Here is a 25,971-nt window from a genome sequence, read left to right on the forward strand (position 1 = left end):
GTCTCAGGCTTCGGGCTTGTCCGCAGGACCGGAGACCGGCACAACCATTCCGGATAGTGCGGGCGTCGGAACATCCTCGAAATCCTGATCGAACTCCGCATCAATGGCAATGAAGCGGCATGAAACCCGCGTGCCCACACCGCTCTCCGAGCGCAGCACCACCGAGCCACCCATCAGTTCCATCAGGCTGCGCACCAGCGCCAGTCCCAGCCCGGCGCCGCGGCGGGTGTGGCGGTCGCTGGTCCGGAAGGTCTCGAAGACCCTCTCCTGCTCTTCCTCCGGGATGCCGATGCCATTGTCCTCGACGGACAGTTCGACCGTGTCCTCGACCTTGCTTGCCGTGATCACGACCTCGCCACCCGGGGGCGTGAACTTCACCGCATTGCTGATCAGGTTGCCCAGGATCTGCTCCACGCGTCGCTGGTCGCTGACCATCTCGCTGAGTGCCTGGGCGATGTCCACCCGCAGGCGAATCTGGCGACGCTGCGCCCGGTCACGATATTTCTCCAGCACCGAATCGATGGCGTCCGCGATGCGGAACGGTTCCATGTCCACATGCAGATGACCCGCCTGGATCGAAGCAAGGTCGAGCATGTCGTTGATCATGGAGAGGAACTGGCCCGACGCCTCCAGAATGCCCGACGAGTATTCCCGCTGCCGCTCGTTCAGGGTGCCGAAATAGTCATTGTGCAGGATCTCGGCAAAACCGAGGATCGTGTTGAGCGGCGTCCGCAGCTCATAGGACATGTTCTCCAGGAACTCGCTCTTGATCAGGTCGGCGGCGACCAGCGCCTCGTTCCGCTCCCGCAGGGCGCGCTCGATCCGCAGCGAATCCGTGACATCGATGTAGGTGAACAGCGTCCTCGCATCCGGCAGGCCGGTGGCGGCATAATCGACGATGCGCCCGTCCGGCAGTTCCATGCGGCCATTGCCGGCCCGCATCTCCGTGGCGGATGCGATCAGGCTTTCCCGCATCTCGGTGTAGACGCCGGGTTCCTCCCAGAGATCAATGACCCGATCGAGCAACTCCCGGACATGCGGCTGCTTCTCCGTGACCTCTTCCGTGATCCCCAGCATCTGGCGGTAGCCGAAGTTGGTCAGGTTCAGACGACCGTCCGGCCCGAAGACGGCCACGGCCTCATGCAGGTTGTCCAGCGTCGCGCGCTGCACGGCGATCAGGGTATTCAGCGTCCGCTCCAGCACGATGCGGTCCGTCGCATCCTCCACCATGAACAGCAGGCCACCGAAACTGTGGCGGGTGATGGTTTCACGAACCATCCGCTCGTCAGGTAGCTGGTACAGATCCTCGAAGGGTTCCAGCAGCGTGCTGAAGAAGGCCTCGCGGTTGCGGCGGAACTGGCGATACTCCACCTGCTCCGGCAGCTTCCGGTTCTGGTGCAGCCGGTCCATGACCTCGCCCAGGGTCGGCTGGTGCCCGACGAATTCCTCCTCAAGCCCCCAGAACTGGGTGAAGGCCCGGTTGGCGAAGATCAGCCGCTTCTCCCGGTCGTAGATACCTACAGCCGTCGACATGTGCTGCAGCACTTCGTTGTTCGCGCGGATATGGCGGCGCAGTTCCCGGCGCAGTTCCTCCGCATCCGAGATGTCGATGGCGAAGCCGGCCGACTCATCCTCCGACAGCAGCGGGGTTTCCATGACCTGAAAGACCCGACGCTGTCCCTCGACGACGAAGCGCCGTTCCTCCCCCGCGATCGCTTCCTCGTCACGTGCCTTGGCCACCAGCGCCTGCGGCCGGTTCCTGTCGGCCTTCGACGCCAGCTCCTCATGGGTACCTTCGTCGCCCAGCATCTCGGCCAGTGTGGCATTGCGCCAGATGATGTCTCCGGCGAGGTCACGACGCCAGGTCGCGAAGGGCGCAGCATTCAGCAGATTGCGGTACTGGTCCCGCTCCCGCCCCAGCGATGCCAGCTTGTCCTTCGTCAGGCCGATCTCGGCGGTCTGGCGCTGCACATCATTGCGAAACGCCTCCCGCTCCGCCGACAGTGTCGCCATCTCCGCACGCATCCTGCGCAGGGTGCTGCTCTGCCGCCGGCGCATGAATGTGGCGACGGTACCGACAATGGCCGCACCTGCGATGATGCCGACAATCAGGACCAGCAAGGGCGGATCGGGCGAATCAGGATTGTGGCTGATGGCATGTGCACCGCCGCTCCAGCCAAGGCAAAGAGCCGCGCCTGTCCAGGCGCCGGACAGACGGCACCTCAAGGACGGCGCTACGAAGCTCATTTTCATTCGGTCTTGCCTGCGCGGTTTCTGCAAGATCTTCCCGGTGGACACATTATTAGGCCACCGGGAAGATTGAAGAAAAGTAACCGAAACGCGGCCCCGTGGTCAGTAGCGGTAATGTTCCGGCTTGAACGGGCCGACGGCAGGGATGCCAAGGTACTTCGACTGTTCATCAGAGAGCTGGGTCAGCTTCACGCCCAGACGCGCGAGATGCAATGCCGCGACCTTCTCGTCCAGATGCTTCGGCAGCACATAGACTTCACGGTCGTAGTTCTTGTGGTTCTCCCACAGTTCGATCTGCGCCAGGACCTGGTTGGTGAAGGACGCACTCATGACGAAGCTCGGATGACCCGTGGCACAGCCCAGGTTCACCAGCCGGCCCTCGGCCAGCAGGATCAGGCGCTTGCCGTCAGGGAACTCGACCTCGTCGACCTGCGGCTTCACGTTGTGCCAGGTGTAGTTGCGCAGACCCGCGACCTGGATCTCCGAATCGAAGTGGCCGATGTTGCAGACAATGGCGCGGTCCTTCATGTCCCGCATGTGATCGACGGTGATCACGTCCTTGTTGCCGGTGGCGGTGACGAAGATGTCCGCGGTGCCCGCAACATCTTCCATCGTCTTGACGTCGTAGCCTTCCATGGCGGCCTGCAGCGCGCAGATCGGATCGATCTCCGTGACGATCACCCGGGCACCCTGGCTGCGCAGGCTCTCGGCGGAACCCTTGCCCACGTCGCCGAAGCCGCAGACCACGGCGACCTTGCCGGCCAGCATCACGTCTGTGGCCCGCTTGATGCCGTCGACCAGGCTCTCGCGGCAGCCGTAGAGGTTGTCGAACTTCGACTTGGTCACGGAGTCGTTCACGTTGATGGCCGGAACCTTCAGGGTCTTGGCCTTCGCCATCTCGTAGAGGCGATGCACGCCTGTTGTGGTTTCCTCCGACAGGCCACGCACGTCGTCCAGCAGCTCCGGGAAGTTCTCGTGCATGCGCTGGGTCAGATCACCGCCATCATCCAGGATCATGTTGGGACGCCAGCCGTCCGGCCCCTCGATCGTCATGTCGATGGCCCACCAGAACTCATCGTCATCCATGCCCTTCCAGGCGAAGACGGGGATACCGGCGGCGGCAATGGCTGCAGCGGCCTGGTCCTGGGTGGAGAAGATGTTGCACGACGACCAGCGGATCTCCGCGCCCAGCGCGGTCAGGGTCTCGATCAGCACCGCGGTCTGGATGGTCATGTGCAGGCAGCCGGCGATGCGTGCGCCCTTCAGCGGCTTGGACGCGCCGAATTCCTCACGCAGCGACATCAGGCCGGGCATCTCGGTCTCGGCGATGGCGATCTCCTTGCGGCCCCAGTCCGCCAGGCCCATGTCGGCGACCTTGTAGTCGGTAAAAGTGCTCATCATCTGCTCCGGATCTTGAATGGCACCGTTCCGCGCTTCCGGCCCCTGCCGGAAGGTGAAAGCGGTGCAGAATTACTTGGCTGGCGCGGTGTCTACCAAGCTTGGGGACAAGGGGCAAGGAAGCGGCGTTGTCGCAGCCTGGGCGCCGCAACCGACCTTGCGCACGCGCACCTCATCCCATCAGCTTGCCGTAGCCGTCCAGCAGGGTCAGCACCTCGTCACGCCCCTTGTCGGGGACATCGAACAGGACACGGTCAATTCCGGCTTCCCGACAGGCTTCGATATGCGCCGGTTCGGGGATGGCACGGAAGACGGTGACCGACAGGGTGGACATCGACCGACCGGCTGCATCAGCGGCCTTGCGCAGGCGGGACATGCCCTCCGCCGGATCGAAGCTGTAGTTCGCGCGCGGGAACCAGCCGTCGGCGAATTCCACGACCCGGCGGATCGTGTGGTCGGTCTCGCCGCCGATCAGGATGGGCGGATGCGGTTGCGTGGCGGGCTTCGGATAGGACCAGACAGGGTCGAAATCCACGAAGTCCCCATGGAACTCCGCCTCCTCCTCCGTCCAGAGAGCCTTGATCGCCTTCAGCCGTTCTTCCAGCACCTTGAACCGGGTCTTCGGGTCCGTGCCGTGGTTGCGCATTTCTTCCAGGTTCCAGCCGCCGCCAGCTCCCAGCACGAAACGGCCCCCGGAAAGCAGGTCCAGACTGGCCGCCGCCTTCGCCGTCACGATCGGATCACGCTGGGTGATCAGGCTGATCCCGGTCCCCAGCGTCAGCGTCCGTGTCGCCGCCGCCGCAAAGGACAGGGCCACGAAGGGATCATGCGTGTGGGCATATTTCTCGGGCAGTTCACCGCCACCGGGAAACGCGGTCTCGCGGCTGACGGGAATATGCGTGTGCTCGCAGAGGAAAAGGGATTCGAAGCCGCGATCCTCCAGTTCCTTGGCCAGATCGACGACGTCGATGGCATAGGCTGTGGGAAAGAAGAACGTGCCAAACTTCATGCCTGAGGTTCCTTCTGTCGGATGTAATAGGATTCTGAAGGGGGATGGTAGCGTCTGAAACCACATTATCCAGTCCGTGTGCCGGAGGCAGCCTCGACAGGCACGGGCGCTGAATGTATCCCTTGTCGCTTGGACACCGGACAAGGGCTGCGAAACATGACCGTAGGCGCGATCGAACAGGTCGAACTGGAAGATGTCGGTGCCATCCGCGTGCAGACGCGTGCCTGTCCCCAGTGCGGAACCGACAATACCGCGCGCGCCGCACGCCATTCCCGCGACCCCTGGACCATCAAGGACTGCAGCGACTGCGGCTTCGTCTATCTGGAGAAGGCACCGGTCTATGACGAGCTGTTCCGAACCCTGGCCTGGCAGAAGAACTGGAAGCGGGAGGAGAAGCGGCGCAAGAAGGCACGGCCGCTGAGCTACCGCGCATCCAAGCTGACCCGGTTCCGGCTGCACATGTTTCCGCGCAAGCAGGTCGATGACCTGACCATCCGCTTTGCCCGTCCCGGCAACGTGATCGATATCGGCTGCGCTGGCGGCAAGCGGCTGGCGGCCCTGCCGGACCAGTTCGTGCCTTTCGGCATCGAGATCGAGGAAGAGATCGCGGCCCAGGCCGACACACTGTTCCGGACCAAGGGCGGCAGGGCGGTCAATGCGTCTTCGCTGGATGGTCTGAAACAGTTCGATGACGGCTTCTTCAGCGCCGCCACCCTGCGGTCCTATCTGGAGCATGAAGTGCAGCCGCGCGAGGTCATGACGGAGATCGCGCGCACCCTGGCCCCGGGCGGCATCGCCATCATCAAGGTGCCGAACTATTCGTCTGTCATGCGCCCGATCATGGGACTGGAGTGGTCCGGCTTCCGGTTCCCCGACCACGTGAACTATTTCACCCCCGCCAGCCTGCGCCAGATGATCGAAGGTGTCGGCCTGTCCGTCCGCCGCTTCAATTTCTTCGACCACATGCCCACATCCGACAACATGTGGATGATCGCGGAACGGCGCTGACCGACCCGACCAGCCGCTCCGGCTTGTGGTTTCGCGCCTGCTGCCCGACACTGGTGCCAGCGTAGTGTTTCATTGGGGAGATCGAGCATGGACGTCATCATTCTGGGCAGTGGTTCGCCGATGCCGCACCCGGATCGGGCGGGACCGTCGACGCTGGTGCAGGTGGGACAGCAACGCTTCCTGTTCGACTGCGGGCGCGGCGTTCTGATGCGCGCCGCCGCAGCGGGCTTCGGGGCACAGAACATCTCGGCCCTGTTCCTGACCCACCTGCACAGCGACCACACCACCGATTTCAACGACGTGATCACCACCCGCTGGGTCATGAGCCCCGGTCCGAACCCCTTGCGTGTCTTCGGTCCGGTCGGGTCCCGACAGTTCTCAGACCGGACATTGGCGACCCTGGAGACCGATATCGGCTATCGGATCGCGCACCATGAGGACCTGACGGAAGGCCCCCGGGTCGAGACCCGTGAACTGGAACCCGGCGCGGTGCTGGAGGAGGAGGGCGTACGCATCCTTGCCATGCCGACGGACCACAGTCCCGTCCACCCGACGCTCGGCTTCCGGATCGAGGCCGAGGGCAAGGTGGTGGCAATCGCAGGCGACACGGTTCCCTGCGACGGCCTCGACGCGATCTGTCAGGACGCGGACATATATGTCCAGACCGTGATCCGCAGCGACCTCATCAGCCAGGCCCCCGCCCCGCGGATGCGGGATGTCATCGACTACCATTCGGACGTGGCGCAGGCCGGACAGACCGCCACGCGCTGCAATGTCGGACATCTGGTGCTGAACCATTTCGTGCCGCCCCCGCCCCCGGGGCGCGAGGAGGAATGGGCGGCGGACGCCCGCGCCTGCTTCGACGGAACGATCTCGGTGTCACACGACCTGCTGAAGATCACCTGTTGAACCACGCCTCCGGCGCAGGAACCCGCTAGACTGCGGCCCATGACGGATCGACCGACAGGCAAGCTGCGAACAGGCTGGACCACTGGCGCATGTGCGACAGCGGCAACGAAGGCCGCCTATCAGGCCCTTCTCTCCGGCCGTTTTCCCGACCCCGTCGGCATCACCCTGCCGAAAGGCCAGACACCGGAGTTCGCGCTTGCCTATATGGGGCGCGGCGAAGGCTATGCCACCGCCGGGATCATCAAGGATGCGGGCGACGATCCGGATGTCACCCATCAGGCACTGATCATCGCCACGGTGCGACACGGTCCGCCGGGATCCGGCGTCCGCTTCCGGGCAGGTGACGGGGTCGGCACGGTGACACGCCCCGGTCTGCCGCTGCCCCCTGGCGAACCCGCGATCAACCCGGTCCCGCGGGACATGATGCGCACGGTGATCTTCGAGGTGGCGAGCGACCTCGGAGGTACCGGCGACGTCGAGATCGAGGTCTCTGTCCCCTGCGGTGCGGAACTGGCCAGACAGACCTGGAACGGTCGGCTGGGAATCGAGGGCGGGCTGTCGATCCTGGGCACAACGGGCATCGTCCGGCCCTTCTCCTGCTCCGCCTGGATCGCCTCCATCCATCGCGGCATCGATGTGGCGCGCGCCTGTGGCACGGCGCATGTGGCGGCAGCCACCGGTTCCACATCGGAGGCAGCGGTGATTCGCCACTACGGGCTGGAGACGTCGGCGATCCTCGACATGGGGGATTTCATCGGCGGCACACTGAAGTACCTGCGCGATCATCCTCTGCCGCGGCTGACCATCGCGGGCGGCTTCGGCAAGCTGGTCAAGTTCTCCCAGGGGGCCAATGACCTGCATTCGGGGCGCAGCCAGGTCGATCTCCCCGCGCTCGCCCGTACGGCAACGGAACTGGGCGCGTCGGCTGACATTGCCGGAAGGATCGCCCAGGCCAATACCGCGAAGCAGGCACTGGATCTGGCCATGGAGGCCGGCATCGAACTGGCCCCGGCCATCGCACGGAACTGCCGGGCCCGCGCGCTGAAACAGCTCGCAGGTGCCCCGATCCAGGTTGATCTGATGATCACCGACAGACAGGGGCAGATCGTTGCCCACGCCAGGTGAGAGGAACAGGCCGCTGAACGTCCTGCTGCTGGCGGGCACGGCGGAAGCAGGTGCGCTTGACCGTGCCCTGGCCGATGACCCGCGCTGGCGGGTCACGGTATCGCTCGCCGGCGTGACCCGGCAGGCGAAGGGATTTGCCGCAGCGGTGCGCAGTGGCGGCTTCGGCGGCGTGGAGGGTCTCGCGGCCTACCTGCGTGAGGAACGGATCGATGTGGTGGTCAACGCGACCCATCCCTTCGCCGCACGGATGTCGCGCACCGTCAGCCAAGTGACAGGGGACATGGCGCTGCCGATGGTGCGGCTGCTGCGCCCGCCCTGGAGCCCGCCGACAGGAGCCAGATGGATCCCCGCCGCGGACCTCCCCGATGCGGCCCGGTTGCTGCCGACTGATGCGACCGGCTTCCTTGCCCTGGGCCAGCGCCACCTGGCCGCGTTTCACGGTCACCCCGCGCGACTGGTGGTGCGCACGCTGCAGGCCCCGCCCGATGGGCTGCTGCCCGACGCGCGCTGGATCATTGCGCCACCCGGCACGTCCCCGGAGGAAGAGGGCCGCCTGCTGGCCGAAACCCGGACAACCCACCTGGTCGCCCGCAACAGCGGCGGCGATGCGGGCTGGGCCAAGATCGCCGCAGCAGCGCAGACGGGTCTGCCGGTCATCATGGTCGCGCGCCCCGCGAGCCCGACGCCGCAGGTGGCACAGACCATACCGGAGGTGCTGGCCTGGCTGGATGGACTGCAGACAGGGCGCGGTGACTGATCAGCCGAACGTATGGCCGTGGTTCAGCGGGCCGTGTCCGCCCCCCAGGCCCGGCGCGGTCAGGATCGCCTTGCGCACGTAATCGCGGGCGCGGTCCACGGCATCAGGCAGCGACATGGCCTGCGCGATACCGCAGGCGACGGCGGAGGCCGTGGTGCAGCCCGTCCCGTGGGTGTTGCGGGTATCGATGCGCTGGCCGCTGAACACGTGCCGTTCACCATCGCGGGTCAGCAGCAGATCGGTCAGTTCCGGTCCCTGCAGGTGTCCGCCCTTCAGCATCACCGCACGGGCACCGGCGGCGAGCAGCTTCTCCGCCGCCCGCTCCATGTCCGCAACCGTGGTGATGGTCATTCCGGTCAGCACCTCGGCCTCCGGCAGGTTCGGGGTCAGCAGCGTCGCGCGGGGCAACAGCAGCGTCATGAGGCTTTCGGTGGTGTCATCGTCGAGCAGCCGCGCACCGCCCTTGGCCACCATCACCGGATCGATCACCACCGGCACACCGGCCAGGTGCGCGTCCAGCGTCGCAGCCACTGTCTCGATGACCGAACACCGATGCAGCATCCCGGTCTTGACGCAGTCGGCACCGATGTCATCGGCCACCAGGGCGATCTGCTGCGCGATGAAGGCATCCGGGATTTCCTGGATCGCATGAACCGTTTGGGTGTCCTGCGCTGTCAGTGCCGTGATCGCGGTCGCCGCGTAGCCGCCAAGCGCGGTCACCGTCTTGATGTCGGCCTGGATACCCGCACCACCGCCGGAATCGGATCCGGCGATGATCAGGACCCGGCCCGGAGCCTTGCGGTCATGCACCGGCGGAAACCGCCTTGATCGCGTCGCAGATGTCGTCGACCACATTGCCGACCAGGCCTTCGTCCTCGCCCTCCGCCATGACGCGGATGACGGGTTCGGTGCCCGACTTGCGGATCAGCACACGACCCGTGCCTTCCAGCCGCGCCTCACCCTCCGCGATGGCCGCCTTCACCTGCTTCTCCTCCAGCGGCGCACCGGCACCGAAGCGGACATTCTTCAGCACCTGCGGCAGCGGATCGAACAGCGCCACCGCTTCGGAAACCGGCTTGCCCGTCTCCGCGATGGCCGCCAGCGCCTGCAGCGCGGCAAGGGTGCCGTCGCCGGTCGTCGCATAGTCGGTCAGGACGATATGGCCGGACTTCTCGCCACCGACATTGTAGCCCTTTGCCCGCATCTGCTCGACGACATAGCGGTCCCCGACCTGGGTCCGGACCAGATCAAGGCCAAGGCTGTTCATGTAATGCTCCAGCCCCAGGTTCGACATGACGGTGGCCACCAGTCCGCCGCCCTTCAGCCGTTCCTTCGCCGCCCAGTGGGAGGCGATGAGGCCCATCAGCCGGTCGCCATCGACCTCCTGCCCCTTCTCGTCGACCATGATCAGCCGGTCCGCGTCCCCGTCCAGCGCGATCCCGACGTCGGCCCCAAGCTTCAGCACCTTCTCGCGCAGCATCTCCGTCGCGGTGGAGCCGCAGCCGGCATTGATGTTCAGCCCGTTCGGCGCGACGCCGACCGAGACCACGTCGGCCTCCAGTTCCCACAGGGCCATCGGGGCGACCTTGTAGGCCGCACCATTGGCGCAATCGACCACGACCTTCAGGCCGTTCAGGGTGCGCCCGCGCGGAAAGGTGTTCTTCACGAACTCGATATAGCGCCCGCCCGCATCCTCCAGCCGCTTGGCGCGGCCCAGATCGTGGGAGTCGGCCAGGCCGATCTCCCCCGTCTTCTCCATCTCCGCCTCGATCTCCAGTTCGGTCTCGTCGGACAGCTTGAAGCCGTCGGGACCGAACAGCTTGATGCCATTGTCCTCGAACGCATTGTGGGAGGCGGAGATCATCACGCCCATGTCGGCGCGCAGGGACCGGGTGAGGATGGCGATGGCCGGTGTCGGCAACGGCCCCACCATGACAACATCCATGCCGACGGAGGTGAAACCCGCCGCCAGTGCCGGTTCCAGCATGTAGCCGGAAAGACGGGTGTCCTTGCCGATCACCACACGATGCTTGTGGGCCCCACGGGTGAAGATGCGCCCCGCTGCCAGACCGACAGCCAGCGCCGTCTCAGCCGTCATCGGCGCCGTGTTGGCCCTGCCCCTGATGCCGTCCGTACCAAATAGTTTCCGCGTCATGTCCTGATTCCGGCAAATTGCTTCGTCATGTCGATTCCTGTCCCTTCCCGAGATTAGGCCGAACCGGCGGGGGCTTGTCCATGGGCGGCGGCACCGGTCACGGTCAGGGCCTCCACTGTCGCACGCACGTCGTGCACCCGCAGGATGTCCGCCCCCACCGACGCCGCGAACAGCGCCGCCCCCAGCGATCCGCCCAGACGGTCCCCGGCGGTCTTCACCCCGGTCAGCCAGCCAATGAAGCCCTTGCGGCTTGCCCCCACCAGCAGCGGCACGCCCAGCCCCTCGAACAGCGGCAGGTGCCGCAGCAGCGCCAGGTTCTGCGGGAAGGTCTTGCCGAAACCGATGCCCGGATCGGCGATCAGCCGCCCCTGCGGGATACCGGCGGCACTGCAGGCCCCGATCCGCAGCCGCAATTCGTCGAAGACATCCAGCACCACGTCATCATAGGTCGGGTTCTGCTGCATCACCGTCGGATCGCCCTGAGAATGCATCAGCACGATGTCCGCGCCGGTCGCCGCAGCGGCCCCGAGTGACGCAGGATCATGCCCCAGCGCGCTGACGTCATTGATGACCGGCACGCCCAGTCCGGCGGCCTGGGTCATGATCCGGGCCTTGCGGGTGTCGATGGAGACCGTCAGCCCGTCGGCGAGCAGCGTCCGCAGCACCGGCTCGACCCGTCGCCATTCCTCCGCCTCCGCCACCGGCTCGGCGCCGGGCCGGGTGGATTCGCCGCCGACGTCGATGATCGCCGCGCCCTCCGCCGCCAACTGCCGCCCGCGCGCGATGGCCGCATCATGTTCGGCGGCGAGGCCCCCGTCGGAGAAACTGTCCGGGGTGACATTGACGATGCCCATGACGCGGGGACGTGTCGCCCGACGCCGCACGGTCGCCGCCTCGATCCCCCGCAGGGCCACCATCAGTGCGGGTCCTGCGTCGCCCGGCAGTGCCGTGGCAAGGGCAACGGCGCCGTCGCGGCCCGTGCGCCAGCGGCGCACCGTCTCCGCCCGGCTGAGGATATCGACGGCCAGCAGTTCCCCGGCCGGATCGCGGTGCGGCAACGCGTAGAGCCGCGCGTCCGCCAGGGCCAGATCCTCCGCCCGGGCGACCGTCCGCCATTCGCCTATGCCGGTTTCGCGTGTCATCCCCTGCGCCTAGCCCAAGCCGGGAACATCGGCAAGCTTCCTTGGTGGTTGTCGGAGCGTCCGTTATCGGCTCTGTTGATGGCAACCACACTTTTCAGCCGGAGCAGACACCGTGAACACGTTCGACGACCCCGCGACCCCGCAGAAGCTGGCGGAAGCCGCCGAGATCATCACCCGCAACCTCGACAAGGCGCTGGAGGAATGCGCGGAACAGGGGCTGGACCGGGAGATCTTCTCCGCCGCCGTCATGGCCACCCTTGTGCAGTCGATGCAGACCACGCTGGGTTCCGCCGCCAAGGACGCGCTGCGCGACATGGTGGAGCTGCTGGGCGCGGACGGCACCGACGGCCCCGCCAACTGAGGTCACAGCCATGACGGACGGCATCCTGCTTGCCCGCGACGGCGCCATAGCCACCGTCACCATCGACCGCCCGCAGGCCCGCAACGCGCTGGACCCGAAGGCGGCGGCCGCGCTGGGCCGGGCCATTGCGGAGGTGGAGGCGGATGACGCCATCGCCGCCGTGCTGCTGACCGGCGCGGGCGGGCGGTTCTGCGCCGGGGCCGATCTGAAGCAACTCGCCAGCGAGGGCGCGACCTACCAGGCCTGGGCCGGGACCGATGGCCCGCTCAGCCGCCCCTGCACCAAGCCGGTGATCGCGGCGGTGGAAGGACATGCGGTTGCCGGTGGGCTGGGCGTGGCCCTCTGGGCTGACCTGCGCGTGGCCGGCGAGACGGCGGTCTTCGGCGTCTTCTGCCGCCGCTTCGGCGTGCCGATGAGCGACGGCACCCCGACCCGCCTGCCCCACGTGGTTGGCCGTTCCCGTGCACTGGACATGCTGCTGACCGGGCGGGAGGTCCGCATCGACGAGGCACTGGCCATCGGTCTGGCCGACCGGCGGGCGGCTGCGGGTGAAGCCCTGAACGACGCCCGCGCGCTGGCGGAGGAGATCGTGCGCCACCCGCCGCTGGCCATGCGCGCCGACCGCGCCTCCGCCTGGGCCGCCTTCGACAGCAGCGAGGCCGAGGCCCTGATGGCCGAGGCGGTCCGTGCCGAGGCCGCGAAGCACACGGAGGCACAGGCCGGTGCCAGCCGCTTCAGCGCCGGCGACGGACGCGGCGGCCGCTTTCACGAGGAGTGAGGCGGAGAGAAAACCCACCGCATCGCCGCCTTGTAGGAACAGACACCGCCGCGGGACTTGATCCGGCGGCCCAGCAGTGCCGCACGAACGTGGGAGACCGGACACCCGGGTCAGGCCTGGGTGAGGCGTGGAACGGGACTGGGCGACTTGCGCACCCCTACAGCGGGTTGAAAGTCGTCCGGGCCATGAACCGCTGATGCAGCCTGCGGTTGGCGGCGACCGGGTCGGCGAAGGTGAGGGCCAGAGCGTCCGCCGCATCGGGGCTGGCCAGGCCCCGCGCCTTCATCTTCTCCTTCTTCTCCAGCAGGATATGGCCGGTGCTGTCGAAGCCGTACTCCGGTCCCTTCAGGTCGCTGATCAGGTCAGCGTCGTCGGGCAGCGCGCCGGTGCGCAGCCACTTGCGCATCCGGTCCCACATCTCCGCCCGGCGGTTGGCATAGTCCCGGCGCTGGCGCGGGGCGCTGCCGCCATTGACGTCATGCACCTTGCGGCCCAGCTGCCGCAGCCGGTCCACCACGCCGCCGCCCACGCCTGCCCCGTCTACGAAGACGCCATTGGGTTTCCACAACTCGATCCGGTCGTTGACGATGGCGGCGAACTGCATCAGGTCGAGACCCTGGTGACGCTCGATCTCGCCGACGACCCGGTTGCCCTGGCGCAGCAGGATGACGGAGCAATCGTCGCCGAAGCGGGCCACATCCACCCCCATCACACGCGGCGCCTCCGGGTCCAGATCCACCTCCCCCTGTCGCGCCCGTGCCGCATCCACCAGCCGCGCGGGTATGAACTGGCGCACGCTGGTGGCGGGGAACTCCCCCTTCACCCGCACCTTCACGAAGTCCGAATCGGGACCATAGTCGGCAATCCAGCGGTCGATCTGGATGCTGTTGGTCAGGCGGGTCGAGCGCGAATCCACCGTCCAGCACTGCCAGCGGTGGCGCAGCCCGTGGAAGCAGTCGAAGAACCGCCCCGTGGTCTGGGTCGGATTGCCGAAGACCACCCAGACGATCTCCGTCCCCCGGTCGATCAGCGATCCCTCCGTCACCTCCCAGATCAGGTCGGGAATAGCGCTGGCCTCGTCGAAGACCAGCAGCAGCCGTTTCTCCAGATTGTGCAGCCCCGCAAAGGCTTCCGTCTGGGTCAGCGACCAGGGCACCATGTCGATGCGCCAGTTGCCGGAACTGCCCGCCGCCTTCGCCCGGATCGAGTTCGACATCTGGCTGAACCGGTGCCGCACCCGCGCCAGCCGATGCCACTTCGACAGCTCCGCCCAGGTCTTGGTGCGCAACTGGGTCTCGGTATTGGCGGTGACCGTACCACGCGTGTCCTCCATGGTGGCGATGGCCCAGAGCACCAGCCAGGACACCAGCGCCGACTTGCCCACGCCATGGCCGCTGGACACCGCGATCAGGGTCGGGTCGGTGGGCTGTTCCGTCCTCAGCCCAGCCCGAAGCCGCGCGCCGATGGCGTCCAGCACCTCGGCCTGCCAGCGGTCCGGCCCCATGTGCCGACTCAACGGCGTCCCCTTCCGCCCCCACGGAAAGGCCCAGCGCACGAAGCCCAGCGGATCATTGCGAAAGACGGAAAGCCGCTGGTCGAGGGCATGCTCTCTGGCGACGGCCTGCGGATCAGTCTCCGGCGCGGCGGTCTTGCGGCGTCGGCTCGGGGCGGGTCTGGCGGTCTCGGAATCTGGCGCTGTCACAAGGCGACCTCCGGTTCATGGCTGCGATGCCATGGACCCTAGGTGCCTGAATGGAAATGAGTTCCGGGGGATGTGGACAGTTGGAGCGGGTAGGGGGAATCGAACCCCCGCGTTCAGCTTGGGAAGCTGACAGGCTACCATTACATCATACCCGCCGGGTGGCCTCGCCAGCGCGTCAGCCACGGACAAGCGCATAACCGGAATCAGGGGCGCTGGCAAGCGGGGCTGCGCGGGTGCAGTGGTGCAATCGGCCTCACACGTCCCCATCACCCCCGCGTGAGCGGCGGGGGCAGCGCGTTGACAAGGGGGGCGGACCTGCCCACCTTCGCCGGATGCCGGGCGGAGGGTGAGGCGAATCAATGTCTTGTCCCGACCGTGCCGGAACAGACCGGGAGTGACCATGACCGATGCCGCGCTGAACCCCGTCCATCCGGGCATCGACCCGGCAAAGTTCCGCGATCCGGCGACCACTGCCGATGGCAGCACACGGGCCTCCGTGGCGCTGAAGCGGCTGGCGACGCTGTGGTTCAATACCGGCACCCTGTGCAATCTGGAATGCGCCAACTGCTACATCGAGTCCAGCCCGAGCAATGACCGCCTCGTCTATCTGACGGCGGCGGAGGTGCAGCGGTTCCTGGACGAGGCGGACGCGCGCGGCGGCACCGCGGAGATCGGTTTCACGGGCGGGGAGCCGTTCATGAATCCGGACTTCCTGCCGATGCTGCGCGACGCGCTCAGCCGGGGCTATCGCGTGCTGGTGCTGACCAACGCCATGCGGCCGATGATGAAGTGCGCCGATGGTCTGCTGGCGCTGCGGCAGGAGTTCGGGGAACAGCTTCGGGTGCGGGTCTCCATCGACCATTACGCGGCACGGCTGCACGAGCTGGAACGCGGGAGCCACGCCTGGGAACGCATGCTGCCCGGCCTCGACTGGCTGGCGGCGAACGGGTTTCATCTCTCGGTGGCCGGGCGCACCATGTGGCAGGAAACGGAGGCACTGTTGCGCGCCGGGTTCGCGCGGTTGTTCGCGGAGCGCAACATCGGCATCGACGCGCAGGACCCGGAGCGGCTGGTGCTGTTCCCGGAAATGGACGGCTCGGCGGACGTGCCGGAGATCACCACCGCCTGCTGGGGCATCCTGAACGTCAGCCCCGATGCGATGATGTGCGCCACCTCGCGCATGGTGGTGAAACGCAAGGGGGAGCCGGCGGCGACCGTGGTGCCCTGCACCCTGCTGCCCTACGACGAACGCTTCGACCTGGGTGAAACACTGGAACAGGCCGCCGCCGACGTGCCGCTGAACCACCCCCATTGCGCGCGGTTCTGCGTGCTGGGCGGGGGGTCGTGCAGTGTCGGCTGAAACAGGTGCCGGGACCGCGCGGGCGTGACTCGCCCGTCCAGTCCCCCACACTGATGCGGCACGCTGGATGCCCGGATCAAGTCCGGGCAAGACGTCTTGGGGAGGTGGTGGCCGTGCGGCGATTGCACTGTCCTGTTCCGTTCACACGGGCGATCCCTACCGTCTGTGGCCGCGTGCCCTCCCCACCACGACGCTCGCGGACTTGATCCGCGAGCCCAGTCTCCAACCCCGGTGCGGCACGCCGGTTCCGGCAAGACGCGTGCAAACTGCTGATCCGGCAATCCGCTCGCTGGACAATCAACGGGGTGCGCCGGATACTCCGCGGCATGTCCGCAGAACAGCAATTCGATACCGATGGCCGCTATGTCGCCCGCACCGGCGACCTGACGGTGCGTGTGAAGCCCGTGTATCTGGCGAAACAGTCGGAACCGGCAAAGAGCCGCTACGTCTGGGCCTATGAGGTGACGATCGAGAACGGGGGCCAGGACACGGTGCAGTTGCTGGACCGCTACTGGCACATCACCGACGGCAATGGCCGTGTTGAGGAAGTCGAAGGCCCCGGCGTGATCGGCAAGCAACCGATCCTGCAACCGGGGCAGAGCTTTTCCTACGCCAGCGGCTGCCCGCTGAGCACGCCCAGCGGCATCATGGTGGGGCACTACGGCATGCTGTCCGGCACCGGCGAGCGGTTCCGCATCGCCATCCCGCCCTTCTCCCTCGACCTGCCCCGCCGGGCCACCCAACTGAACTGAATTGGACCCGCATGGGTGATCCCCGGGGCATATTCCTGATCAACGGCATCTTCGCGGTGATGCTGGCGGCTGCCATGCTGATCCCGGCGGCGGTGGACCTGATGGCAGGGAACACGGACTACCAGGTCTTCCTGGCCGCGGCGTCCGCATCCGGTTTCGTGGGCGGCACGGTGGTGGCCTGCACATGGCGGCGGGGCATCCGGCTGACCCTGCGCGGGGCCTTCGTGCTGACCACCTCCGTCTGGCTGGTGCTGCCGACACTGGCCGCGCTGCCCTTCGCCATGGCGGGACTGGAGATGTCCTATACGGATGCCTTCTTCGAGGCCATGTCGGGCCTGACCACCACCGGTTCCACCGTCATCATCGGGCTGGACAATGCGCCGCCCGGCATCCTGATCTGGCGTTCCATCCTGCAATGGCTTGGCGGGGTCGGCATCATCGTCACCGCCATTGCCGTGCTGCCGCTGCTGCAGATCGGCGGCATGCAGCTCTTCCGCATGGAAAGCTCGGAAAGCTCCGACAAGGCCATGCCGCGCGCGGCGCAGATCGCCGGCGCGACCGCCGTGATCTATCTGGTGCTGACACTGGTCTGTGCCGCGTTGCTGTGGGGCACCGGGCTGGGGGCCTTCGACGCCATGGCCCATGCCATGACCACCGTCGCCACCGGCGGGTTCTCCACCCGCGACGCCTCGGTGGGCGGCTTCGCCAACCCGCACATGGAATGGATCATCATCGTCTTCATGGTGTTGGGGTCGCTGCCCTTCGTGCTCTACCTGCAGGCGGTACGCGGGCGACCGATGGCCCTGTGGCGCGATACCCAGGTGCGCTGGTTCTTCCTGACCGTCGGCGGGCTGCTGGCGCTGGTGGCGCTGCTGACCGACCTGTTCCTGCATGTGGAACCGCTGGAGGGTCTGCGGCTGATGCTGTTCAACGTCATCTCGGTCATGACCGGCACCGGCTATGCCTCCGCCGATTATGGCGAGTGGGGGCGCGCCGCGACGGTGGTGTTCTTCTTCGCCATGTTCATCGGCGGCTGCGCCGGGTCCACCAGTTGCGGCATCAAGATCTTCCGCTTCCGGGTGATGTTCGAGAATGCGCGGGTGCAGATCCGGGAACTGATCCGGCCCAACTCCGTGCTGGTGCCACGTTTCAACGGTCGCCCCATCGAAAGCCATGTGACCGACGCGGTGATGAGCTACTTCTTCCTGTTCGCGATGGTGTTCGCGATCCTTGCCTTCCTGCTGACGCTCACCGGTCTGGACATGACGACGGCATTGTCCGGCGCCGCGACCGCCGTGGCGAACGTCGGCCCCGGACTGGGCGACATCATCGGCCCCAGCGGCAATTTCCAGCCCCTGCCGGATACCGCCAAATGGCTGCTGTCGGCGGGCATGCTGCTGGGCCGGCTGGAACTGTTCACCGTTCTGGTGCTGTTCACCCGCCGGTTCTGGGTGGCCTGAACCGCAACCGGGGCGCGACCGGACGAGCGATTGCGGCAAAGCTTACCGTTGCGGCACAGGCGTCTTGCATGTCACGTTTCAGCCAACAAGAAACGCGCGCCCGGAGGACACCGCACCATGGCAAATACCTATCCCGTCAGCGACGATTGGGCGGCAAGCGCCCACGTGGACAACGACACCTACCTGGCCATGTACAAGCGCTCCGTTGAGGACAACGAGGGCTTCTGGGCGGAACACGGCAAGCGCATCACCTGGTCGAAGGACTACACCCAGGTGAAGGACGTCTCCTTCGACGCGGATGACCTGCACATCAAGTGGTATGCCGATGGCGAACTGAATGCCTCCGCCAACTGCCTCGACCGCCATCTGGCCGACAAGGGCGACCAGACGGCGATCATCTGGGAGGGGGATGAGCCCGACCAGGACGAGAGCATCACCTACCGCGACCTGCATGAACGCGTCTGTCGCCTGTCCAACGGGCTGAAGGCGCGCGGTGTGCAGAAGGGGGACCGTGTCACCATCTACATGCCGATGATTCCGGAAGCCGCGGTCGCCATGCTGGCCTGCGCCCGCATCGGCGCGGTGCATTCCGTCGTCTTCGGCGGCTTCTCCCCCGAGGCCCTGGCGGGACGGATCGAGGATTGCGAGTCCACCTGCGTGATCACGGCGGATGAGGGGGTGCGCGGCGGGCGCAAGATCCCGCTGAAGGCCAATACGGACGCCGCCATCGACGGGCACGGCCTTGACGTGAAGACCGTTGTCGTGGTCCGGCGCACCGGCGGAGACGTGGCCTGGAACGACAGCCGCGACGTCTGGTACGAGGAACTGACGGCGGCGCAGTCCGCCGACTGCCCGCCGGAGCCGATGAATGCTGAGGATCCGCTGTTCATCCTCTATACCTCCGGCTCGACGGGGAAGCCGAAGGGTGTGCTGCACACCACGGGCGGCTACATGGTCTATGCCTCCATGACCCATGAATATGTCTTCGACTACAGGCCGGGGGAGGTCTACTGGTGCACCGCCGATGTCGGCTGGGTCACCGGCCACAGCTATATCCTCTACGGACCGCTGGCCAATGGTGCCATCACGCTGATGTTCGAAGGCGTGCCGAACTATCCCGACAATGGCCGCTTCTGGCAGGTCTGCGACAAGCACAATGTCAGCCTGTTCTATACCGCGCCGACCGCCATCCGCGCGCTGATGGGTGCGGGCGACGGCCCGGTGAAGGCCGCCAGCCGCAAGTCGCTGCGCCTGCTCGGTTCCGTCGGGGAACCGATCAATCCGGAAGCCTGGCAGTGGTATTACGACGTGGTTGGTGACGCCCGCTGCCCCATCGTGGACACCTGGTGGCAGACGGAAACCGGCGGCATCCTGATCACGCCGCTGCCCGGAGCCACGGCCCTGAAGCCCGGCTCCGCCACCCGCCCCTTCTTCGGCATCAAGCCCATTCTGGTGGACGAGCAGGGCAAGGAACTGGAGGGTGCCGCCAGCGGCAACCTCTGCATCACCGACAGCTGGCCGGGGCAGATGCGCACGGTCTATGGCGACCATGAACGGTTCATCCAGACCTATTTCTCCACCTATCCGGGGCGCTATTTCACCGGCGACGGGGCGAACCGGGACGAGGACGGCTATTTCTGGATCACCGGTCGCGTCGATGACGTCATCAACGTCTCCGGCCATCGCATGGGCACCGCAGAGGTCGAGAGCGCCCTGGTCGCCCACGCCAATGTGGCCGAGGCCGCCGTTGTCGGCTATCCGCACGATGTGAAGGGTCAGGGCATCTATGCCTATGTCACGCTGAATTCCGGTGTCGAGAGCAGCGACGAGTTGAAGAAGGAACTGGTGCAGTGGGTGCGCAAGGAAATCGGCCCCATCGCCAGTCCCGACAAGCTGCAGTGGGCCCCCGGCCTGCCGAAGACCCGCTCCGGCAAGATCATGCGCCGCATCCTTCGCAAGATCGCCGAGGATGATTTCGGCAGTCTGGGCGACACCTCGACCCTGGCGGATCCGGCCGTGGTCGACGACCTGATCGAGAACCGCCAGAACCGGAGCTGACGGCAGCACCGGCAGGGTCAGATCGCGCTGCGGGGCACCACGCTCAGGATGCCCTGCCCGACGTCGTGAATGTCGGCGCGGACACGGTAGGTCCGGCGCAGCAGGCCCGCCTTCAGCACTTCTGCCGGTGTCCCGTCGCCGACCAGCCGCCCCCCTGAAAGGCACAGGATCCGGTCGGCGAAGCTGGCCGCCTGGGTCAGGTCGTGCATGGCCGCCACCGCGATGACGCCATCGGTCGCCACGCGCTGGCGGACCTGTTCCAGCACGACAAGCTGATGCCGCAGGTCCAGCGCCGACGTCGGCTCATCCAGCAACAGCACCTTCGGGCTGCGGAACATGGCCTGGGCCAGGAAGACAAGCTGCCGTTGCCCGCCGCTGACCTGATCCAGCGTGCGATGCTGGATCGCGTCCAGCCCGAAACGGGCCAGTGCCGACAGGGCGCCGTCAATCAGGTCGCGGGGAACGGACAGCGACAACGAGCGGATGCGGCCCAGCAGCACCACTTCCAGCAGGGTCAGCGACGATGTCGCGCCGGTGTCCTGCGGCATGTAGGCGATGTCCCGCCCCCGTGCGCGGCTGTCGAGCACCTGATCCCCCAGCGCGACAGATCCGCCATGGGCCTGCAACCCTGCCACGGCCCGCAGCAGGCTGGACTTGCCTGATCCGTTCGGGCCGATCAGGGCAGTGAAGGTGCCGGGGCGCAGGCTGGCGGATATGCCGTCCAGCACCCGTGTCCCACCATAGCGAACCGTCAGATTACCCAGACGAAGCATCACCAGAACCTCCTGCGGCCATGCATGATCAGAATGAACAGGAACGGCACACCGATGACGGCGGTGACGATCCCGATGGGGATGACCGAACCGGGGGAAATCACCTTCGACAGGATGGATGCCCCCATCATGACAAGCGCGCCCATCAGCGCCGAAACGGGTTGCAGGAACCGCTGGTCCTCCCCCACCAGCATGCGGGCGATGTGGGGGGCCACCAGCCCCACGAAACCGATGGTACCGACGAAGGCCACCGCCCCGGCAGTCAGCAGGGCGACAACGGCGAAGACACGGATACGCAGGCGACGGACATCCACCCCGATGGCCGCGGCACGGTCATCCCCCATGCGCAGGGCCGTAAGCCGCCACATGTCGGGGATCAGCAGGGCGGCACCGGCGGCAACCACCAGTGCGGCGATGGGTACATTGGTCCAGTTGGCCTTGGTCATCGATCCGAACAGCCAGAACACGATCTGCTGCAACACCTCCGGCGATGCCATGTACTGGGCCATGGACTGCAACGACTGGAACAGGAACATGGTGGCGATCCCGGCCAGCACCATGACTTCCGCGCTCAACCCCCGCATGCGGGAGAAACCGTAAACCAGCACCGCCGCGACCAGGCAGGCGAACAGGGCCGCGACCGGGATCGACAGGGCGGGGAACACGGGCAGCGAGAACCCGGTGAGGATCGCCGCCGCGGCCCCGAAGCCCGCCGCCGACGAGAAGCCGAGCGTAAAGGGGCTGGCCAGCGGGTTGCCCAGGATGGTCTGCATGTGCGACCCGGCCAGGCCCAGCGCCGCACCGACCAGCAACGCCATGCAGGTCATGGGCAGACGGATGGCGTGGATGATGGCAACGGAAACCCGGTCGGCATCGCCGGGCCGGAACAGCGCCGACACGACCTCGCCGACATCCAGCATGGCCGGTCCGGTCAGAATATCGGCAATGATCGTCAGGCCCAGCACCAGCGTGGATGCGGCCAGCACGACCAGCCGCCGTGCGGTCAGGCCCTGATAGCTGGCGGGCGAAAAGGTATCGTTGGTCATGGTGTCACCCCTGCGGATCAGGCGAAAGGGTGCATGCGCGGTGGTCCTGACCACCGGCGCATGCGCCCGTTTCAGGTCAGGGCAGTTTCGTCATGTAACTGCCCCTGGCAGGGATCGGCAGATAGGTGTCGAAGAAGCTGTCCAGCGTTGCCTGCGGATCCAGATCGGCAAAGGCATCCGGATACAGCACCTTCCCGATGTACTGCAGGTAGGCATGGTCATACAGCGTCCGCGCACCACCATGGTAAAGCGCGTGAACCTGGCCATTCCTGACGGCCTTGAGGTCCTGCCAGCCCGGACGATCCAGATACGGCCGCAGCCGCGCATGGGTCGCGTGGGCGTCGATGCCCGGTCCCATGACCACGGCCTGATCCCGACCGATCCAGCCGGACCCGGCAACAAGGATCACGTCCGGGTCCTGTGCCAGCACGAATTCGGCGCTCAGCGGGCTCCACTTCGCGACCTGTCCGTCAGCAATGTTACGCCCCCCGGCTAGGTCGATCATGGCCCCCCACATGTGTCCGGCATAGGTATTGCCAAGCTCGTCCGGTCCCCGGTTGCCAAGCTCCACATAGACTTTCGGCGCGGATGTGGTGACCCCGGCGACACGGGCGCGCACATCCGCGACGGCGGCGGCATAGGCATCGGCCAGCGCCTTCGCACGATCATGCTGCCCCAGCACGGCACCCAGCAGCAGGGTGGACGCGACATGCCGCTCCACGGTCTGCGCGTTGTAGTCCGCAACGACAACGGGGATGCCTGCATCCTCCAGACGGTTCACCACGTCGCCGAGGGCATTGAACTGCCACTCCGCCAGGACAGCGACGTCAGGGCGGGCGGCCAGCGCCTTCTCGACGGAGAAGGTACCCGCATCGACCTCGCCGACATCGATCAGCTGTTCCAGCCGGGGATCGACGGCGGTATAGGCCTTCCATTGCAGGTTCCGCCAGCCTTCCCAGGCATCGCGGGAGATTGCAGCGACCCGGCCATAGGCATCCGGGCCGCCAACGGCATAGAAGTCCTCGAAATAGAACCCGAGCAGGATGCGCTCGGCCCTGACGGGGATCGTCACCTGGCGATCCAGCACATCGGTCACGGTCTTCGTTTCGGCATTGTCGGGACTGGCGGCGAGAATTGCGGGCGCAGCCACGGTGAAGGCAAGCGCCATGGCGGCGCCGGCGAACATACGTCGGTTCATCATCGGTTTTCTCTCTGTACATGCATGCAGAGGTGCCGTCAGGCACCGTCGGTTCAGCTTTGATGCAGGGCCAGAAGAGGGGGCGCGCGGGACGAAAATCCGATGCCGTGCGGGCGCGCAATGCATGCGGGCTGCCGGGCGGGCGCCATGATGATACCGGTGACGGTCAGAACGACGTCGGTCGCGACACGCTCCGGCGCAGGCAGAACAGACGCGCCGAAACCGTGGCACCATTCGCAGCCTGAACCACCGGACTCCGACTTTTCCCGCGCCGTGCCATCTGAAAGGTCGATCACCTTCAGACCTGACGGCGTACAGATCACCAGTTCCTGAACCCCGGCGGCGATCAGGCTGCGGAACTTCGCCTGGTCCAGACTGCCGCCCACGGTCACGGGTGCCGCGGCAACTGCCCACGTCATCAGGAACTGGACGATGATCCAGGCGACGAGCGGGGCCAGGGCTGGAATTTTCTTGCGCACTAGGTGATCTGGTCCGGGGCAAGGAGGGTGCAGGAATGGTCAGGCTGCACAGTCAAGTACCTGCAACGCAATCGCAATCAGCGCCGTGCGACGATCAGAACCAGAACGCGTGGTATCAGGGTCGTGCATGTGCGGGGCCACGCCGCCCTCAGCCGAACATGTCCCGCGTGATCGACGCGTACCAGCCTTCTGCAAACCGGGCTTCGTGCGCCCGAACAGCAGCTCCCCCATCCATGGGGCTGAGACCGCCGGAGCCGTCGATGCCGATGATGCCGTCCTGGGTCGAGCGGTAGACCTTGGCGACGGAGATGCCGTAATCCGGGGCCACGAGACTGTAACAGGTATTGGCAAAGGAGCCGGAGACCGGCGCCTCGCCGGCCAGCACCCTGACGATGTTCGCTGCCGCCACCTTGCCCTGACTGTTTGCGGAGAAACCTGACTTCGGCATCTGTCCGGCAATCGCGGCATCGCCGATGACATGAATGTCCGGTGCCATCTCCGACGCGAATGTCGTCGGATCGACCGGACACCAGCCGTCGGCATTGGCCAGTCCGGCATCGCGGGCAATGGCCCCCGCCCACTGGGGCGGGATGATGTTGATCACGCCGCCGGAATGTCGCGTGCCGAACGCCGTCTCCACCCATCGCCCGGACGCGCTCACGTTGACGATGCGCCCGTCGTCGCGGGCCGGGACATGTTCGATCATGCCGGGATAGAGACCAGACCAGGCCTGCATGAACAGGCCCTGTTTCGAGAATCCGTCCTTCGCGTCGAGGATCAGAACCTTCGACTTCGGCCGGTTCTGCTGCAGCCAGTGCGCAATCAGGCTCGCCCGTTCATAGGGCCCTGGCGGGCAACGGAAGGGATTGGCGGGCGGCGCAATGATCACGGTCTCGCCATCGACCATGGCTTCCAGTTGCCGGCGCAGCAGCACGGTCTGCGGTCCCGCCTTCCAGGCATGGGGCATCACCTCCGATGCGGCCTCATCGTAGCCTGACAGGGCGTTCCAGCGCATGTCGACACCGGGGGACAGCACCGCCTTCTCGAAACCGATCCCGCTGCCGTCGGCAAGCCGCACGGTCCGGGTCTCCACATCCAGCGCCAGGGCCCGCTGGTGCACGACCTCCACCCCGAACCTGTCCGACAGCCGGTCGTAGGTATGCGCAATATCGGAAATCTGCCGCAGACCGCCCAGAACGAGGTTGCTGAACGGACAGGTGTGGAAGGTGCGGTTCTGCTCCACAAGCACGACAGACAGCCCCGGCGCGAACTGTTTCAGATAACGGGCTGCAGTTGCCCCGCCGAACCCGCCGCCGACGACAACGACATCCACCTTGCGGGCCGCGCGTGCCGGGCCTGCACCGAGTACGGTGGCTGCGGCCACACCAACCGCAAGGCGACCGATATCACGACGGGAAAGAACCGGAGACATGCTATCTCCCCTTCCCGAACTGGCCGGACAGTTGTGCGATCTCCGCATCCGAATAGCCTTTGGCGATTCGGTCCATGACCGTCGCAGGGCGTGTTCCGGACCGGAACGCCCGAAGCGCCGCGACGATCTCGGACGGTGTGAGCCGGTCGATGGCAGGAATGCTGCCCGGACTCGCACCGCCGGGGCCATGGCAGGCAGCGCAGGAAAGCGCCAGAACGGCGGCCTCGGTCACATCCCCGGCGGCAGCCGGACCAGACACGAAAACCGTCAGGCAAACCGCCACCGCGATGTTCCGGATCATGCGTCCCCCTCCTGTTTTCTCTCAGCCTAGCACGCCAGCAGGCGGGATCCTGCCTTCAACTCCGCTTGAATTTTATGTCAGTATATATGACTATATCAGTAATATTGACTCATATTGGGGAGGAGATCATGGAATTTTCGTGCGCCCAGGACCGGGCAATGACCTGGATCGAGGCCTGGAACAGTCACGATCTGGAGGCCATTCTGGCGCTCTATGCCGAGGATGCGAGCATGGCCTCACCCTATATTCAGGATCTGGGTATCGATCCGACCGGCGTCCTCACCGGCAAGACGGCGCTGCGCGGCTACTGGGCCCGGGCGCTGCAGCGAAAGCCCAATCTGCACTTCCGTCGACAAGGGACCTTTGCCGGGGCTGACAGCCTTGTGGTGACCTACTTCAATGAGGCCGATCGGCTGGTGGCGGAGTTCCTCCGCTATGGAACCGACGGTTTGATCGTTCAGGGAGCTGCCCAGCACAGCCGCTGAATGGTGAACGGCGGGATACGTTCAGGGCCGGTG

24 protein-coding genes and 1 tRNA gene are annotated in these 25,971 nt (G+C 66.2%); 11 read left to right on the forward strand and 14 right to left on the reverse strand.

The annotated features are described in order from the left end of the window. Nucleotides 1–3 precede the first annotated feature (3 nt). The 3 genes from QGV54_RS15860 to QGV54_RS15870 all read right to left on the reverse strand — a co-directional run bounded on the left by QGV54_RS15860 (nucleotide 4) and on the right by QGV54_RS15870 (nucleotide 4,657). Nucleotides 4–2,247: a PAS domain-containing sensor histidine kinase gene (locus QGV54_RS15860; RefSeq protein ID WP_281019733.1), complete on the reverse strand. Its 2,244-nt coding sequence runs from the start codon at nucleotides 2,245–2,247 to the stop codon at nucleotides 4–6. Nucleotides 2,248–2,352: 105 nt separating this feature from the next. Beyond that, nucleotides 2,353–3,648 (reverse strand): adenosylhomocysteinase, encoded by a 1,296-nt coding sequence (ahcY, locus tag QGV54_RS15865; protein ID WP_281019732.1) that lies wholly within the window; start codon nucleotides 3,646–3,648, stop codon nucleotides 2,353–2,355. Nucleotides 3,649–3,820: 172 nt separating this feature from the next. Beyond that, entirely contained in the window at nucleotides 3,821–4,657 is an 837-nt protein-coding gene (locus tag QGV54_RS15870; RefSeq protein WP_281019731.1) for an LLM class F420-dependent oxidoreductase, read from the reverse strand. Between the two features lie 156 nt (nucleotides 4,658–4,813). Between QGV54_RS15870 and QGV54_RS15875 the strand changes: the two genes are divergently transcribed. The 4 genes from QGV54_RS15875 to QGV54_RS15890 all read left to right on the forward strand — a co-directional run bounded on the left by QGV54_RS15875 (nucleotide 4,814) and on the right by QGV54_RS15890 (nucleotide 8,456). Continuing rightward, nucleotides 4,814–5,665 (forward strand): class I SAM-dependent methyltransferase, encoded by an 852-nt coding sequence (locus QGV54_RS15875; RefSeq protein ID WP_281019730.1) that lies wholly within the window; start codon nucleotides 4,814–4,816, stop codon nucleotides 5,663–5,665. Between the two features lie 87 nt (nucleotides 5,666–5,752). Then, nucleotides 5,753–6,574: an MBL fold metallo-hydrolase gene (locus QGV54_RS15880; RefSeq protein WP_281019729.1), complete on the forward strand. Its 822-nt coding sequence runs from the start codon at nucleotides 5,753–5,755 to the stop codon at nucleotides 6,572–6,574. A 39-nt stretch (nucleotides 6,575–6,613) separates the two neighbouring features. Continuing rightward, complete coding sequence (locus QGV54_RS15885) at nucleotides 6,614–7,699, forward strand: cobalt-precorrin-5B (C(1))-methyltransferase (RefSeq protein ID WP_281019728.1); 1,086 nt, start codon at nucleotides 6,614–6,616, stop codon at nucleotides 7,697–7,699. Next, nucleotides 7,683–8,456 (forward strand): precorrin-6A/cobalt-precorrin-6A reductase, encoded by a 774-nt coding sequence (locus tag QGV54_RS15890; RefSeq protein WP_281019727.1) that lies wholly within the window; start codon nucleotides 7,683–7,685, stop codon nucleotides 8,454–8,456. The genes QGV54_RS15885 and QGV54_RS15890 overlap by 17 nt, the downstream gene beginning before the upstream one ends. On the opposite strand, the gene thiD is transcribed toward QGV54_RS15890, so the two are convergent. The 3 genes from thiD to folP are packed head-to-tail and all read right to left on the reverse strand — an operon-like array spanning nucleotide 8,457 to nucleotide 11,753. Further along, a complete protein-coding gene (gene thiD / locus QGV54_RS15895; protein WP_281019726.1) occupies nucleotides 8,457–9,266 on the reverse strand; it encodes a bifunctional hydroxymethylpyrimidine kinase/phosphomethylpyrimidine kinase in 810 nt (269 codons plus the stop codon). It abuts the gene before it with no gap. Beyond that, entirely contained in the window at nucleotides 9,259–10,611 is a 1,353-nt protein-coding gene (gene glmM, locus QGV54_RS15900; protein ID WP_281019725.1) for a phosphoglucosamine mutase, read from the reverse strand. The genes thiD and glmM overlap by 8 nt, the downstream gene beginning before the upstream one ends. A gap of 53 nt (nucleotides 10,612–10,664) precedes the next feature. Next, nucleotides 10,665–11,753, reverse strand: a complete 1,089-nt coding sequence (gene folP, locus QGV54_RS15905; RefSeq protein ID WP_281019724.1) for a dihydropteroate synthase — start codon at nucleotides 11,751–11,753, stop codon at nucleotides 10,665–10,667. 112 nt (nucleotides 11,754–11,865) lie between these two features. Between folP and QGV54_RS15910 the strand changes: the two genes are divergently transcribed. After that, nucleotides 11,866–12,114 carry a hypothetical protein gene (locus QGV54_RS15910; RefSeq protein ID WP_281019723.1) on the forward strand — a complete coding sequence of 83 codons (249 nt, stop codon included), beginning with the start codon at nucleotides 11,866–11,868 and terminating at the stop codon, nucleotides 12,112–12,114. Between the two features lie 10 nt (nucleotides 12,115–12,124). Beyond that, entirely contained in the window at nucleotides 12,125–12,892 is a 768-nt protein-coding gene (locus QGV54_RS15915; protein ID WP_281019722.1) for a crotonase/enoyl-CoA hydratase family protein, read from the forward strand. Between the two features lie 157 nt (nucleotides 12,893–13,049). Here QGV54_RS15915 and QGV54_RS15920 read toward each other — a convergent pair whose 3' ends face one another. Both QGV54_RS15920 and QGV54_RS15925 read right to left on the reverse strand, forming a co-directional pair. Continuing rightward, nucleotides 13,050–14,594 (reverse strand): terminase, encoded by a 1,545-nt coding sequence (locus QGV54_RS15920; RefSeq protein WP_281019721.1) that lies wholly within the window; start codon nucleotides 14,592–14,594, stop codon nucleotides 13,050–13,052. A gap of 81 nt (nucleotides 14,595–14,675) precedes the next feature. Beyond that, nucleotides 14,676–14,749 (reverse strand) — tRNA-Gly (locus QGV54_RS15925). A 245-nt stretch (nucleotides 14,750–14,994) separates the two neighbouring features. Between QGV54_RS15925 and QGV54_RS15930 the strand changes: the two genes are divergently transcribed. The 4 genes from QGV54_RS15930 to acs all read left to right on the forward strand — a co-directional run bounded on the left by QGV54_RS15930 (nucleotide 14,995) and on the right by acs (nucleotide 20,224). Then, nucleotides 14,995–15,954, forward strand: a complete 960-nt coding sequence (locus QGV54_RS15930) for a radical SAM protein (RefSeq protein WP_281019720.1) — start codon at nucleotides 14,995–14,997, stop codon at nucleotides 15,952–15,954. Between the two features lie 326 nt (nucleotides 15,955–16,280). Continuing rightward, nucleotides 16,281–16,706: a Co2+/Mg2+ efflux protein ApaG gene (gene apaG / locus QGV54_RS15935; protein WP_281019719.1), complete on the forward strand. Its 426-nt coding sequence runs from the start codon at nucleotides 16,281–16,283 to the stop codon at nucleotides 16,704–16,706. Between the two features lie 11 nt (nucleotides 16,707–16,717). Then, nucleotides 16,718–18,166 carry a TrkH family potassium uptake protein gene (locus tag QGV54_RS15940; RefSeq protein WP_281019718.1) on the forward strand — a complete coding sequence of 483 codons (1,449 nt, stop codon included), beginning with the start codon at nucleotides 16,718–16,720 and terminating at the stop codon, nucleotides 18,164–18,166. Nucleotides 18,167–18,283: 117 nt separating this feature from the next. Further along, complete coding sequence (gene acs, locus QGV54_RS15945) at nucleotides 18,284–20,224, forward strand: acetate--CoA ligase (RefSeq protein WP_281019717.1); 1,941 nt, start codon at nucleotides 18,284–18,286, stop codon at nucleotides 20,222–20,224. A 17-nt stretch (nucleotides 20,225–20,241) separates the two neighbouring features. On the opposite strand, the gene QGV54_RS15950 is transcribed toward acs, so the two are convergent. From QGV54_RS15950 to QGV54_RS15975, 6 genes are all read right to left on the reverse strand, one after another. Further along, entirely contained in the window at nucleotides 20,242–20,997 is a 756-nt protein-coding gene (locus QGV54_RS15950; protein WP_281019716.1) for an ABC transporter ATP-binding protein, read from the reverse strand. Beyond that, the gene (locus tag QGV54_RS15955; protein WP_281019715.1) at nucleotides 20,997–22,043 is read right to left on the reverse strand and encodes an iron ABC transporter permease; all 1,047 of its coding nucleotides are present in this window, start codon (nucleotides 22,041–22,043) and stop codon (nucleotides 20,997–20,999) included. Before QGV54_RS15955 ends, QGV54_RS15950 begins: the two co-directional genes overlap by 1 nt. A 76-nt stretch (nucleotides 22,044–22,119) precedes the next feature. Next, on the reverse strand, nucleotides 22,120–23,241 hold the full coding sequence (locus QGV54_RS15960) for an ABC transporter substrate-binding protein (protein WP_281019714.1): 1,122 nt from the start codon (nucleotides 23,239–23,241) through the stop codon (nucleotides 22,120–22,122). Between the two features lie 53 nt (nucleotides 23,242–23,294). Continuing rightward, complete coding sequence (locus tag QGV54_RS15965; protein WP_281019713.1) at nucleotides 23,295–23,720, reverse strand: hypothetical protein; 426 nt, start codon at nucleotides 23,718–23,720, stop codon at nucleotides 23,295–23,297. A gap of 148 nt (nucleotides 23,721–23,868) precedes the next feature. Then, nucleotides 23,869–25,152, reverse strand: coding sequence for an NAD(P)/FAD-dependent oxidoreductase (locus QGV54_RS15970; RefSeq protein WP_281019712.1), 1,284 nt, complete (start codon nucleotides 25,150–25,152; stop codon nucleotides 23,869–23,871). Between the two features lies 1 nt (nucleotide 25,153). Next, nucleotides 25,154–25,453 (reverse strand): cytochrome C, encoded by a 300-nt coding sequence (locus QGV54_RS15975; protein ID WP_281019711.1) that lies wholly within the window; start codon nucleotides 25,451–25,453, stop codon nucleotides 25,154–25,156. Nucleotides 25,454–25,611: 158 nt separating this feature from the next. On the opposite strand from QGV54_RS15975, the gene QGV54_RS15980 reads away from it, so the two are divergent. After that, nucleotides 25,612–25,938, forward strand: coding sequence for a nuclear transport factor 2 family protein (locus QGV54_RS15980; RefSeq protein ID WP_281019988.1), 327 nt, complete (start codon nucleotides 25,612–25,614; stop codon nucleotides 25,936–25,938). Nucleotides 25,939–25,971: the final 33 nt, after the last annotated feature.

The sequence above is a fragment of the Minwuia sp. IMCC3060 genome, from assembly GCF_029909435.1.
In the GTDB taxonomy this organism is placed as follows: Bacteria; Pseudomonadota; Alphaproteobacteria; order Minwuiales; family Minwuiaceae; genus Minwuia.

What these genes read in the sequence shown, in the direction of transcription:
- QGV54_RS15860 (WP_281019733.1), bottom strand. Translation starts at nt 2,247, where the DNA reads ATGAGCTTCGTAGCGCCGTCCTTGAGGTGCCGTCTGTCCGGCGCCTGG.
- ahcY (WP_281019732.1), bottom strand. Translation starts at nt 3,648, where the DNA reads ATGAGCACTTTTACCGACTACAAGGTCGCCGACATGGGCCTGGCGGAC.
- QGV54_RS15870 (WP_281019731.1), bottom strand. Translation starts at nt 4,657, where the DNA reads ATGAAGTTTGGCACGTTCTTCTTTCCCACAGCCTATGCCATCGACGTC.
- QGV54_RS15875 (WP_281019730.1), top strand. Translation starts at nt 4,814, where the DNA reads ATGACCGTAGGCGCGATCGAACAGGTCGAACTGGAAGATGTCGGTGCC.
- QGV54_RS15880 (WP_281019729.1), top strand. Translation starts at nt 5,753, where the DNA reads ATGGACGTCATCATTCTGGGCAGTGGTTCGCCGATGCCGCACCCGGAT.
- QGV54_RS15885 (WP_281019728.1), top strand. Translation starts at nt 6,614, where the DNA reads ATGACGGATCGACCGACAGGCAAGCTGCGAACAGGCTGGACCACTGGC.
- glmM (WP_281019725.1), bottom strand. Translation starts at nt 10,611, where the DNA reads ATGACGCGGAAACTATTTGGTACGGACGGCATCAGGGGCAGGGCCAAC.
- folP (WP_281019724.1), bottom strand. Translation starts at nt 11,753, where the DNA reads ATGACACGCGAAACCGGCATAGGCGAATGGCGGACGGTCGCCCGGGCG.
- QGV54_RS15915 (WP_281019722.1), top strand. Translation starts at nt 12,125, where the DNA reads ATGACGGACGGCATCCTGCTTGCCCGCGACGGCGCCATAGCCACCGTC.
- QGV54_RS15930 (WP_281019720.1), top strand. Translation starts at nt 14,995, where the DNA reads ATGACCGATGCCGCGCTGAACCCCGTCCATCCGGGCATCGACCCGGCA.
- apaG (WP_281019719.1), top strand. Translation starts at nt 16,281, where the DNA reads ATGTCCGCAGAACAGCAATTCGATACCGATGGCCGCTATGTCGCCCGC.
- QGV54_RS15940 (WP_281019718.1), top strand. Translation starts at nt 16,718, where the DNA reads ATGGGTGATCCCCGGGGCATATTCCTGATCAACGGCATCTTCGCGGTG.
- acs (WP_281019717.1), top strand. Translation starts at nt 18,284, where the DNA reads ATGGCAAATACCTATCCCGTCAGCGACGATTGGGCGGCAAGCGCCCAC.
- QGV54_RS15950 (WP_281019716.1), bottom strand. Translation starts at nt 20,997, where the DNA reads ATGCTTCGTCTGGGTAATCTGACGGTTCGCTATGGTGGGACACGGGTG.
- QGV54_RS15955 (WP_281019715.1), bottom strand. Translation starts at nt 22,043, where the DNA reads ATGACCAACGATACCTTTTCGCCCGCCAGCTATCAGGGCCTGACCGCA.
- QGV54_RS15960 (WP_281019714.1), bottom strand. Translation starts at nt 23,241, where the DNA reads ATGAACCGACGTATGTTCGCCGGCGCCGCCATGGCGCTTGCCTTCACC.
- QGV54_RS15970 (WP_281019712.1), bottom strand. Translation starts at nt 25,152, where the DNA reads ATGTCTCCGGTTCTTTCCCGTCGTGATATCGGTCGCCTTGCGGTTGGT.
- QGV54_RS15975 (WP_281019711.1), bottom strand. Translation starts at nt 25,453, where the DNA reads ATGATCCGGAACATCGCGGTGGCGGTTTGCCTGACGGTTTTCGTGTCT.
- QGV54_RS15980 (WP_281019988.1), top strand. Translation starts at nt 25,612, where the DNA reads ATGACCTGGATCGAGGCCTGGAACAGTCACGATCTGGAGGCCATTCTG.